This window comes from Streptomyces sp. KLMMK (assembly GCF_036961605.1).
GTDB classification, from domain to species: Bacteria; Actinomycetota; Actinomycetes; order Streptomycetales; family Streptomycetaceae; genus Streptomyces; species Streptomyces telluris.
Genome location: NZ_JBAMDC010000234.1, coordinates 1 through 10726, shown reverse-complemented (window position 1 = coordinate 10726; position 10726 = coordinate 1). Strand labels below are relative to the sequence as shown.

General features: G+C 74.1%; 9 protein-coding genes and 1 pseudogene. 5 read left to right on the top strand and 5 right to left on the bottom strand.

What is annotated here, in order from left to right:
- The 5 genes from V7793_RS25970 to V7793_RS25950 all read right to left on the bottom strand — a co-directional run.
- The coding region (locus V7793_RS25970) for an AMP-binding protein (RefSeq protein WP_336010460.1) at positions 1-2096 on the bottom strand (2096 nt) is incomplete at its 3' end.
- Between the two features lie 11 nt (positions 2097-2107).
- Positions 2108-3715, bottom strand: a complete 1608-nt coding sequence (locus V7793_RS25965) for a D-alanine--poly(phosphoribitol) ligase (RefSeq protein ID WP_443057994.1) — start codon at positions 3713-3715, stop codon at positions 2108-2110.
- Positions 3716-3735: 20 nt separating this feature from the next.
- On the bottom strand, positions 3736-5577 hold the full coding sequence (locus V7793_RS25960) for an aminotransferase class I/II-fold pyridoxal phosphate-dependent enzyme (RefSeq protein ID WP_336010457.1): 1842 nt from the start codon (positions 5575-5577) through the stop codon (positions 3736-3738).
- The gene (locus tag V7793_RS25955) at positions 5574-5837 is read right to left on the bottom strand and encodes an acyl carrier protein (RefSeq protein ID WP_336010454.1); all 264 of its coding nucleotides are present in this window, start codon (positions 5835-5837) and stop codon (positions 5574-5576) included. The genes V7793_RS25960 and V7793_RS25955 overlap by 4 nt, the downstream gene beginning before the upstream one ends.
- A gap of 14 nt (positions 5838-5851) precedes the next feature.
- Positions 5852-6847, bottom strand: a complete 996-nt coding sequence (locus V7793_RS25950) for a beta-ketoacyl-ACP synthase III (RefSeq protein WP_336010452.1) — start codon at positions 6845-6847, stop codon at positions 5852-5854.
- Positions 6848-7141: 294 nt separating this feature from the next.
- On the opposite strand from V7793_RS25950, the gene V7793_RS25945 reads away from it, so the two are divergent.
- The 5 genes and pseudogenes from V7793_RS25945 to V7793_RS25925 form a co-directional block, all read left to right on the top strand.
- Positions 7142-7387 carry an acyl carrier protein gene (locus tag V7793_RS25945; protein WP_179083350.1) on the top strand — a complete coding sequence of 82 codons (246 nt, stop codon included), beginning with the start codon at positions 7142-7144 and terminating at the stop codon, positions 7385-7387.
- Positions 7384-8610 carry a beta-ketoacyl-[acyl-carrier-protein] synthase family protein gene (locus tag V7793_RS25940; RefSeq protein WP_336010449.1) on the top strand — a complete coding sequence of 409 codons (1227 nt, stop codon included), beginning with the start codon at positions 7384-7386 and terminating at the stop codon, positions 8608-8610. Before V7793_RS25945 ends, V7793_RS25940 begins: the two co-directional genes overlap by 4 nt.
- Before the next feature lie 122 nt (positions 8611-8732).
- Positions 8733-9623, top strand: a complete 891-nt coding sequence (locus V7793_RS25935) for a DUF6206 family protein (RefSeq protein ID WP_336010447.1) — start codon at positions 8733-8735, stop codon at positions 9621-9623.
- Positions 9610-10410 carry a 4'-phosphopantetheinyl transferase family protein gene (locus V7793_RS25930; protein WP_336010444.1) on the top strand — a complete coding sequence of 267 codons (801 nt, stop codon included), beginning with the start codon at positions 9610-9612 and terminating at the stop codon, positions 10408-10410. Before V7793_RS25935 ends, V7793_RS25930 begins: the two co-directional genes overlap by 14 nt.
- Positions 10410-10726 (top strand): annotated as a pseudogene (locus tag V7793_RS25925) (RedV protein); the annotation flags it as partial. The gene V7793_RS25930 and the pseudogene V7793_RS25925, both read left to right, overlap by 1 nt.

Sequence of the window (10726 nt, the reverse complement as noted above, 5' to 3'; positions counted from 1 at the left end):
GCCCGGGCTGCCCGGCTGCTCTCGCCGGCCTGGTCCGCGGTCGAGGTCACGCCGTTCGGGTCCGTGCCCTCGCCGGCCCCGTCCGTGAGAAGCAGCTCGACGAGCGTCGCTGCGTGCGGGCGCACCAGCAGCTCGCCCACCGGGACCGCTACGCCGAACTCCCGCTCCAGTGCGCCCACGGCGTCCAGGAGGCCTGCGTAGTCCAGGCCGAGTTCGGCGAAGCCGCGGTCGGCGACGTCGTCCGGGCCGGCCGCCCGGCCCAGCACGCGCGCGACCGCCTCCACCGCCTCTTCGCGGCCCGGGCGGGCCGCGGGGGACGGCGGCCCCGCGTCGTCGCGGACCACGCTCGCCGCCACCACCGACAGCTCCAGGCCCGTCAGGGCCGCCCGGCACGCCTGCCGCTGGATCTTGCCGCTGGTCGTCTTGGGCACCGTCGACCGCTTGAGCAGGACGATGGTGTGCGGGGCGACCTGATGCTCCTCGGCGATGGCGGTGCGCAGCGCGGCGAGGGCCGCCGCGGGGTCGCCGCCGCCGAACTCGTAGGCCAGGGCCAGCTGTTCGCCCTGGCCGGTGGGGATACCGAAGGCGGCTCCGCAGCCGGGGCGGATGGCGTCCGTCGCCTTCTCGGCGGTCAGTTCGACGTCGTGCGGGTAGTGGTTGCGGCCCTGCACGATGACGACGTCCTTGGTGCGGCCCACCACGTAGAGCTGGCCGTCGCGCAGGAAGCCCAGGTCGCCGGTGCGCAGATGGGCCGCGGGCGTCTCCTCCTCGCCGGCTATACGGGCGCCGAACGACTCGCCGGTGGCTTCCGGACGGCCCCAGTAGCCCTCGGCGACGTTCGGCCCGGCCACCCAGATCTCGCCGACGCGGCCGTCGGGCGCCCGGCGGCGGGTGTCCGGGTCGACCACGGCGACCTCGACGTCCGGGACGGGCGTGCCGCAGCCGACGACCCGGGTCGCCCGCTCTGCGCCCTCCGCGGCGGGCTCCGCCGTGCCGCGGGCCAGGGCGCCGGTGTCGAACGCGCCGAGGACGGGCGGCTGCGCGGCGTCGATGCCGGTGACCATCAGGGTGCCCTCGGCCAGCCCGTAGCAGGGCAGCAGGGCCCGGCGGTCGAAGCCGCAGGGGGCGAAGCGGTCGGCGAAGCGCTCCAGCGTCTCGGCCCGTACGGGCTCGGCGCCGTTGAGGGCGAGCCGCCAGGTGCTCAGGTCGAGGGCGTCGCGCTGCTCGTCGGTGATCCGGCGCAGGCACTGCTCGAAGCCGAAGTTGGGCGCGACGCTGGTCGACGCCCCCGTCCGGGAGAGGGTCTCCAGCCACAGCAGCGGCCGCCGGACGAAGGTGGCCGGCGCCATCAGGTGGGCGGGGAAGCCCCCGTAGAGCGGGGTGAGGATGCCGCCGATGAGCCCCATGTCGTGGTACGGCGGCAGCCAGGAGACCATGCCGGAGTCCTCGTCGTGCTCCAGGCGCAGATGGATGGAGCGCAGGTTGCGGACGAGGTTGGTGTGGGTGACCATCACGCCCTTGGGGTCGGAGGTCGACCCCGAGGTGTACTGCAGGAAGGCGAGGGAGCCGCCGGCGGTGCCCGGCTCCCGCCAGGCCTCCGCGTCCGCGGGCCCGAGGTCGCCGGCCGTCAGCCACGTCAGCCCGGTCAGGCCGAGCGCGGAGATCTCCTCCGGCTTGGCGCGCGCGGCCTCGCGGACGTCGGCGGTGGTGTAGGCGTGCGTGGCTCCGGAGTCCCGGGCGATGGCCGCGAGCCGGGGCATGGTCTGGCCGAAGCGCGCGCTGTCCGGCGGATAGGCGGGGACGGCGATCGCCCCGGCGTAGAGGCAGCCGAAGAAGGCCGCGATGTAGTCCAGGCCCGGCGGGTGGAGCAGCAGGACGGGCCGGCCGCCGAGGTTCTCGCGCAGCAGCCGCCCCGCCACGGTGCGGGCGCGCAGGTCCAGTTCCCCGTAGCTCCACGACTCGCTCGCGTCGTCGGCACCGGGGAGAAAGCGGTAGGCGGGCGCGTCCGGCGTCCGGTCCGCGCGGTGCCGGAGCAGCGCGGCCACGGTCTCCGGTTCGCCGCCGGGCCAGGGCTTCCCGATCGGTCCTCGACTCAAGATGGTCTCCGTCATTTGCTGGCAGTGCCGGCAGGCTCTGCGGTGGGCTGGGCCGCCTCGTGGTCAAGGCGCCGGTAGTCGGTCTTGCCGTTGGCGTTGTGCGGGAGCCGCTCGAGGCAGGTCGCCGCCTGCGGCAGCATGTAGCGGGGCAGGACGCGGGCGCAGTGCTGCTTGAGCTGCACCAGGCCGGGCCGCGCGGCGCCGGGGCGCAGCGTGTAGTAGAGGGCGATGCGTGGCTGGGCGTCCTCCCCCTGACCGGTGCGCAGCACGACCGCGGCCTCGGCGACGGCGGGGTGGGAGAGCGCCGCGGCCTCGATCTCGCCGAGTTCGACGCGGTAGCCGTGCAGCTTGACCATGCGGTCCTTGCGGCCGCGGTAGACCAGCTGCCCGTCCTCGTAGCTGACGAGGTCGCCGGTGGGGTGGCGGCCCTGGCAGTGGAGGGCGGCGGCGGGCTCGTCGGGGCGCCGCCAGTAGCCGGGGGTCACGCAGTCGCCCTCGACGACGAGTTCGCCGATCGCGCCGGGCACGTCGACGGGCCGGCCGTCGGCGACGACGCTCACGCGCGCGCCGGTGATCGGCGCACCGATGGGCACCGGCGTGTCGCGCAGGAGGTCCTCGGGCCGCACCCGGTGGTACGTGCAGACGTTGGTCTCGGTGGGCCCGTAGAGGTTGTACAGCGCGGTGCCGGCGGGCAGCCGGTCCGCGAGGGCGCGCAGCTGCGGGATCGGGAAGACCTCGCCCGCGAAGAGCACGTAGCGCAGGCTCCGGGTGACGTCGGGGGTGAGCACGCCCGACGCGGTGAGCAGGTGCAGGACGGAGGGGACCGAGTACCAGACGGTGATGCCGTGCTCGCGGACGCCCGCGGCCAGTGCCGGGACGTCCCGGGCGGCCGCGTCGGGCACGATCCACACCGCGGCGCCGACGGACAGCGCGACGAACAGGTCGAAGGTGCTCAGGTCGAAGTTGAACGACGCGTGGTTGGCGAACACGTCGTCCGGCCCCACGTCGAGTTCGGCCCGGGCCCAGCCGGTGAAGTTGGCCAGGTTCCGGTGGGAGATCCGCACGCCCTTGGGCACCCCGGTCGAGCCCGAGGTGTAGAGGATCGCCGCCAGGTCGGAGGGCTGGAGCGCGGGCAGGATCGTCACCCGCCCGGCCCTGACCCGCGCGAAGCCCTCCCACGCGTGGACGGGCACGCCGGACACATGGCCTACCGCTGGAGGCTCGCCGGTGGTGACGACGGCCTCCAGGGAGGCCGGCAGCTCCTGGCCCGCGAGCAGGGCGAGGTGGCGGCGGTCGGTGAAGAGCACGACCGGCTCCGCGTCCATGAGGATGGTCCCGGCCCGGCCCGCCGGCTGGCCGCCGTCCAGGGGGACGTACGCGCAGCCCGCCTGCACCGTGGCCAGGATCGCCTCGGCGTAGTGCGGGTGCTTGTCCATCCAGACGGCCACCCGGTCGCCGGTGCGGACCCCGAGGTCGAGCAGCCGGCAGGTGAGCGCGTCGACGGCGGAGGTGAACTCGCCGTAGGTCAGGGGGTGTTCGCCGACGAAGGCCGGACGGCCGGACTGCCCGGCGGGGAAGTCCCGCCGCAGCCGGATCACGCTGGTGTTGAAGGCGCCCATGGTCGTGTGCACTTCCTCGCTCACTCGGATCGCGGCAGGACGCCGGTCTCCGTCGCGGACTCGATGAAGATCTCCGTCGCGAGCTCCAGGTCCTGCGGGGTGTGCTCGCAGGTGACGCTGACCCGCAGGCGGGCGTCGCCGAGCGGTACGCCCGGGTAGACCACGGTCTGGCAGAACAGGCCGCGCGCCCGCACGGCGCGTCCCATCTCCATGGCCTTGCGCTCGTCCCCGATGACGATGGGGAGGATGGCGCTCCCGGTCCGCTCCAGGTCGAAGCCGGCCTTGCGCAGCCGGTCGCGGAGCGCGTGGATGTTGGCCCAGAGCCGCTTGACGCGCCCGGGCTCGGCCTCGATGACGTCCAGCGAGGCGATCAGCCCGGCCGCGACGCCGGCGGGGATGTTGGCGGCGAACACGTAGGAGTTGGAGTAGTAGCGCAGGTACTCGACGACCTCCTCCTCGCCGACGACGAAGCCGCCCATGCCGGCGAGGGCCTTGCTCATGGTGCCCAGTTCGAGGTCGACCTCGCCCTTGAGCCCGAAGTGCTCGGCCGTGCCCGAGCCGCGCGCGCCCAGCACGCCGGTCGCGTGGGCGTCGTCGATCATCACGCGGGCGCCGTAGGTCTTCGCCAGCCGGACGATCTCCGGCAGGTCGCAGACGTCGCCGTGCATGCTGAAGACGCCGTCGGCGACGATCAGCGTGCCGCCGCCCGTGCCCTGCCCGGCCCCGCGGCGCAGCACCTGCTCCAGGTCCTGCATGTCGTTGTGCCGGTAGATCCTGCGCACGCCGCCCGACAGCCTGCCGCCGTCGACGATGCTCATGTGGTTGAGCTTGTCGACCACGAGCGTGTCGTAGCTCTTGACCAGGCCCGAGATGGCGCCGAGGTTCGCCGCGTAGCCGCCGGGGTAGACGATGGCGGCCGGGCGCTGCTTGAAGGCGGCCAGGCGCCGCTCCAGCTCCTTGTGGAGCATGTTGGTGCCGCCGATGAAGCGGGAGCCGGTGTGGGTGGCGCCGTAGGCGCGCGTGGCCTCGCACACCGCCTCGACGACTTTGGGGTGGTTGGCGAGCCCCAGGTAGTTGTTGGAGGCGAACATGAGGAACTCGCGCTCACGACCGGCGAGTTCGTCGTAGATGACGGCGCGGTTCTCGCAGCGGGAGAGCAGCGGCATGCCGTACCAGTACAGCCGCTCCTCCTCGCGCCGGCGCCGGTAGGAGCCGAAGCTGCGGGCCTTGGCGAAGAGGTCGGGGTCGCGCTGCTCGACGAAGTCCTTCATCGAGCGGCCGTCCCAGGAGCCGTCCCCGGCGCGCCCGGCCGCTCCGGCCGGCGCCGTCAGGGCGGCGAGCTCCGCTGCCAGGCCGCGCAGGGTCTGCGCGGTGACCGCGCCCACCGCGGTCTCCGGCAGGCCCAGCTCCTGCGCGGCCTCGGCGACCAGCGAGGTGAGGATGACCGAGTCGATGCCGAGCTCGCTCTCGAAGTCGGCGTCGAGGGCCAGCTGGCTGCGCTGGTACTGCGTCTGGCGCACGGCGGCGGCCAGCACCGCCTCCAGGACGGCGTCCGCGCCCTCCGCCTCCGCCGCGGCCCCGGCCTCCGCCGACCCGGAGGACGTGCCCAGCGCGCCCTCCACCCGGGCGACGAGCTCGCGGATCGTGGTGATGTCGCCGGGCAGCCGCTCCTCGATGCCGAACTGCTCGCCGACCGACACCAGGATCGACTCCAGGATGACGGAATCGATGCCCAGGTCGCCCTCGAAGTGGCTGTCGGGCAGCAGCTGGGACTCGTCGTAGAGCGTCCGCTCGGCGACGATCCCCACGACCTTCCGGTGGATGCGCACGGTCTCCTGCGGGCCGTCCATGAGGTGTGTCATGCGGTGGTCGCTCCTTCCCCTGCCTGCAGCCGGCCGACCAGGTCCGAGATCGCGTTGACGGAGCGGAAGTTCGCCGGCGATATCTGCCGCAGCGGAACGGTGACGCGGAACTCCTGCTGCAGGTAATGGACCAGGTCGAAGACGCCCGCCGAGTCGATGATGTTCAGCTCGTCGATGGGCGTGTCCGGCTCCAGCCCGCCGGCGTCGCCGTCCATCCAGACCTCGACGATGTAATCGGTGATCAGTTTCTGAGGGGTCATCGCTTTCCTTGCCGTCAGTCGCGGTCGAGGGCGGGCCAGGTGAGCACCGTCGCCCCCCAGGTGAGGCCGCCGCCGAAGGCGGTGAGCAGCACCCGGGCCCCGGGCCGGAGCGTCCCTCCGGCGTGGGCGTGGTCGAGGGCCAGGGGGATGGAGGCCGCGGCCGTGTTGCCGACCTCGGCGATGTTCCCGGCGCAGCGCTCCTGCGGGATGCCCAGCTCGTCGGCCAGGCGGGCGGTGATTCTGTGGTTGGCCTGGTGGCTGACGAGGTGGTCGACGTCGCTCACCCGCCACCCGGCGCGGTCCAGGACGGCGCGCGCCGAGTGCCCCATGCGCTGCACGGCGAGCCGGAAGACCTGCTTGCCCTGCATCGTGAAGTAGTGGTCCTCCTCGCGCGGCGCGTGCGGGCGCCGCTCGGAGCCGCCTGCAGGCACCGTGATCAGCTCCAGGCCCTCGCCGTCGCTGCCGAGGTCGAAGGGGCCCAGCGCGCCGGTCTCGCCCTCCGTGCCGGGCCGCAGGACCAGGGCCCCGGCCCCGTCCCCGAAGATCACCGCGGTGGAGCGGTCGGCCGGGTTGAGGATCCGGGAGAACGTCTCCGCGCCGATGACCAGCACCCCGTCGGAGGCGCCGCACGCGATGAGGCCCGCCGCGGTCGCCAGGGCGTAGACGAAGCCGGAGCACACCGCGGCGACGTCGTAGGCCGCGACATGGCCGAGTCCCAGCTTGCCCGCCACGGTGGGCGCGGTCGCCGGGCACGGCCGGTCCGGCGTGGTGGTCGCCACGACCACGGTGTCCACCGGCCGGCCGCCCGCGGACTTCAGCGCCTTGGCGCCTGCCCCCGCGGCCAGGTCGGAGGTCGTCATGGAGTCCGGGGCGAAGTAGCGCTGCCGGATGCCGGTCCGGGAGCGGATCCACTCGTCGGAGGTGTCGAGCGCCGCCACCAGCTCGTCGTTGGTGACGGGCACCGGTGGCAGCGCGCTGCCCACTCCGGCCACGACGGCCGCCCGCGTCACCGGGCACCGCCGCGGCGCCGGGGCCCGGGCTCGGCCCTCCGGAAAGATGTGCGGCTGGGACGGAAGCAAACCACGCGAGCGCTCCTCCGATGCGGACAGCCGGACGGCTCCGGCGTGCCGAGTCTGCTCACCCGGGCTGACCGGACGCTGACGGATGGCTGACCCGGTCCGGGGTCAGCCATCCGTCAGCCCCCCGTCAGCGCGGCCGTCCAGACTTGCCGCACACCGGGCCGGACGGCGTGCCGCAAAAGACCCGGTGACGCACCCGACCCCACGGGAAAGGCGGACCGCACCATGAGCCCTGTCTACGACAAGCTGGTGGATTTGCTTGTCGACCGCTTCGCGGTGGACCGCGCGGCCATCGGCCCGGACGTGACCTTCGAGGAACTGGAGATGGACTCGCTGTTCCTCGTCGAGCTGCTGCTCGTCATCGAGTCCGAGTTCCAGGTGAAGATCGGCGAGGAGGCCGCCGCGCCGACCGACACCATCGCCACGGTGGTGAAGGTGATCGCGAACGAGATCGCGGCCACGGCGCCGTGAGCGCCGCGGCACCGGTCGCCGTCACCGGCCTCGGCCTGGTCACCGCGGCCGGCATCGGCACCGAGGCGACCTGGGACGGCGTGTGCGCGGGCGTCTCCGCGGCCACCCGCAACCCCGCCCTGGAAGGGCTGCCGGTGGACATCTCCTGCACCGTCCCCGGGCTGGAGCCCGCCCGGCACGTCGGCCGCCGCAGCGCCCTGATGCACGACCGCTTCACCCAGCTGGCGATCGTCGCCGCGCGCGAGGCGGTGGCCGACGCCGGGCTCGACCCCGCGCAGTGGGACGGCGCGCGCGTCGGCGTGGTCGTCGGCTGCGGGCTCGGGGGCGTGAGCACCTGGGAGGAACAGCACCGCCGGATGCTGGAGCACGGCCCGGCGAAGGTCTCCGCGCTCCTCGTCCCCATGCTGGTCCCCAACATGGCCGCCGGGAACCTGGCCATCGACCTCGGCGCCACCGGCCCCAACTTCGTCACGGCCACGGCCTGTTCGTCCGGGGCCACCGCCATCGGCACCGCGGCGCAGCTGCTGCGCGAGGGCGCCTGCGACGTCGTCGTCACCGGCGGCGCGGAGGCCGGCGTCAGCCCGCTGATGGTCACCGGCTTCGCACAGATGGGCGCGCTCTCGCGCCGGCTGGACGAACCGGCCGCCGCCTCCCGGCCCTTCGACGCCGGCCGCGACGGCTTCGTCATCGGCGAGGGCAGCGGCATCCTCGTACTGGAGCGGGAGGCCGACGCGCGCGCCCGCGGCGCCCGGGTCCGCTCGCTCCTCGCGGGCTACGGAGCCTCCGCCGACGCCCACCACCTCACCGCGCCCGAACCGGAGGGCCGGGCCGTCCTCGCGGCCGTCCGCACGGCCCTGGAACAGGCCGGCGCCGGCCCCGGCGACATCGGCCACGTCAACGCCCACGGCACCTCGACGCGCCTCAACGACGCCGTCGAGGCCGCCACCCTGCGCACGGCGCTCGGCGACGGCGCCGCGGTCACCTCCACCAAGGGCGTGCTCGGGCACACCCTCGGCGCCGCGGGCGCCATCGAGGCCGCGCTCACCGTCCTCGCGGTCGAACGCTCGCTCGTCCCGCCGACCGCCAACCTCGAACAGCTGGACCCGGCCGTCGACCTGGACGTCGTCGCGGGCGGCCCCCGCAAGACGGCCCTCGACGCCGCGTTGTCCACTTCGTTCGGATTCGGGGGGCAGAACGCGGCGCTCGTCTTCGTCGCGGCGTAGCCGGTTCCGGCCCCGCGGATTCCGCCGGACCCCCGCCGTAGTGGTGACTCGCCGCTGCGGCGGGACAGAACAGTTCGCTGCACAGCAAGCGCCCAGCAGACCGGAAGCAGGTGACCCCGTCCATGACGTTCACCGTCCCGGAGGACGACCTCCGGGAACTCGAACAGCAGGTCCGGCACGCGCTCGCCGCAGGCGACCCCCGCGGGCTGACCGTCCTCGGCTACGGCGAGGTCACCCTCGTCCTCGCCCTGGAGACCGAACGCGGCGCCTTCGCCTGCAAGCGGCTGCCCGTCTTCGACGGCCGCAAGCGCTTCGAGGCCTACGGGCGCACCCTCGACCGCTACCTCGACCGCCTGCGCGCGGCCGGGATCCACGTCGCCGAGACCCGGCTGTGGCACACCGAGCTGCCCTCGGGCAGGATCGCCGGCTACTGCGTCCAGCAGACCCTGCCCGTCAAACGGCTCGTACCCGACCTCCTGCACAGCGAGGGCGACGCCTGGGCCGAGGACTTCTTCGCCCGCTTCCTCGACCGCGTGCACGGCTGCGTCTCCCCGATCCTCGGCCTGGACGCCCAGGCGTCCAACTGGATCGACCTCGACGGCGAACTCGTCTACCTCGACGTCACCTCGCCCCTCATGCGCGACGCCCGCGGCCGCGAACTCCTCGACGTCCGGCTCTTCTTCACTTCACTGCCCTGGATCCTGCGCGATCCCGTCCGCCTCGCGATGTCCAAGTCCATCTTCGACAAGTTCTACACACCGCGCGGCGTCGTCCTCGACTTCCTCGGCAACCTCCACAAGGAGAAGCTGGCCGGCCTGATCCCCGGCTTCCTCGAACAGGCCAACGCCCGCATCACGCCCGCCCTCACCACCGAGGAGGTCGCCAGGTATTACCAGGGCGACGCCTCGATGTGGGAGCTCATCCAGCGGCTGCGCAAGGCCGACCGCGCCTGGCACCTCAAGGTGCGCCACCGCCCCTACCCCTTCCTGCTGCCGCCCGATGTCGACCGCTGACACCCTCGCCGCGCGGCCGCGCCCGGGCCGTCTCGCCGGGGAGACGCTGGCCCTCGACCCCGCGCGGCCGCTGCACCTGGCCCGGCCCGCCGAGCACCTCACCGCCGCCGTCGTGTCCATCGCCTGGCTGCGCGCCCAGGGCGACGCCGTGCGCGCCGCGCTGGAGGCCCGCCACCTGACCGACGACGAGGCCGCCCACGCGGCGGGCCTGCGCCTGCCCAAGCGGCGCTACGAGTGGCTCGCCGGCCGCCTGGCCGTCAAGCACGGCGTCCTCGCCCACGGCAGGCGGCACTGGGGCCGGACCGGGCGCACCCGCGACATCCGGGTCGGCGCCGTCGCCCACGGGCTGCGGGCCGGCCAACCCGTCGTCAACGCCCCCGTCGACGTGGGCCTGTCCCACTCCGGCGACTTCGCCATCGCCGTGTGCGGGCCGCGCCCCGTCGGCGTCGACCTGGAGCACGAGCGCCGCATGCCGCCGATGCTCACCTCGCTCCTGACCGCCGGCGACGACCTGGCCGCGGTCTGCGCCGACCCCGACCGCCGCCGCCTCGCCGGCATGCCCCTGCCGCTGCGCTGGGCCTGCAAGGAGGCCGTCCTCAAGCACTTCGGCTTCGGCCTGCGCATCGACCCCCGCGAGGTCGCCCTGCACGCCTGGCGCGACGACCACACCTTCACGTGGCGGCCCGGGCCCGGCCTCCTGCGCCACGCGCCCTCGGCGGGCGACGGCCGCCTGCACGGCTGGGCCCGGCGGATCGACGGCTACTTCCTCGCCCTGGTATGGACGTGATGAACGGACCCATGACACCGGCCACTTCTTATGCCCCCGGCCTCGGCGCACCCTTCCCCGAGGCCCTGCGGCACGCCACCGGCATCGCCGCCCTCAGCCCCTCCTCGCACAACTGCCAGCCCTGGGCGCTCGCCCGCCTGGAGAGCAGGCCGGCGCGGCGCGCCGCGGCCGACCTGCTCGGCTGCCCGGACGACGGCACCCACGTCTACCTCGCCCTCGCCGTCGACCGCCGGCGCAGCCTCACGGCCCTGCCCGCCCACCTGCTGGAGATGCGGCTGAGCTGCGCCGCCTACTGGCGGATGCTCTCCCGGGCGCT

Bases quoted from the DNA above. Each gene is read 5' to 3' on its own strand.
- V7793_RS25965 (WP_443057994.1), bottom strand. From the start codon at position 3,715: ATGGGCGCCTTCAACACCAGCGTGATCCGGCTGCGGCGGGACTTCCCC.
- V7793_RS25960 (WP_336010457.1), bottom strand. From the start codon at position 5,577: ATGACACACCTCATGGACGGCCCGCAGGAGACCGTGCGCATCCACCGG.
- V7793_RS25955 (WP_336010454.1), bottom strand. From the start codon at position 5,837: ATGACCCCTCAGAAACTGATCACCGATTACATCGTCGAGGTCTGGATG.
- V7793_RS25945 (WP_179083350.1), top strand. From the start codon at position 7,142: ATGAGCCCTGTCTACGACAAGCTGGTGGATTTGCTTGTCGACCGCTTC.
- V7793_RS25935 (WP_336010447.1), top strand. From the start codon at position 8,733: ATGACGTTCACCGTCCCGGAGGACGACCTCCGGGAACTCGAACAGCAG.
- V7793_RS25930 (WP_336010444.1), top strand. From the start codon at position 9,610: ATGTCGACCGCTGACACCCTCGCCGCGCGGCCGCGCCCGGGCCGTCTC.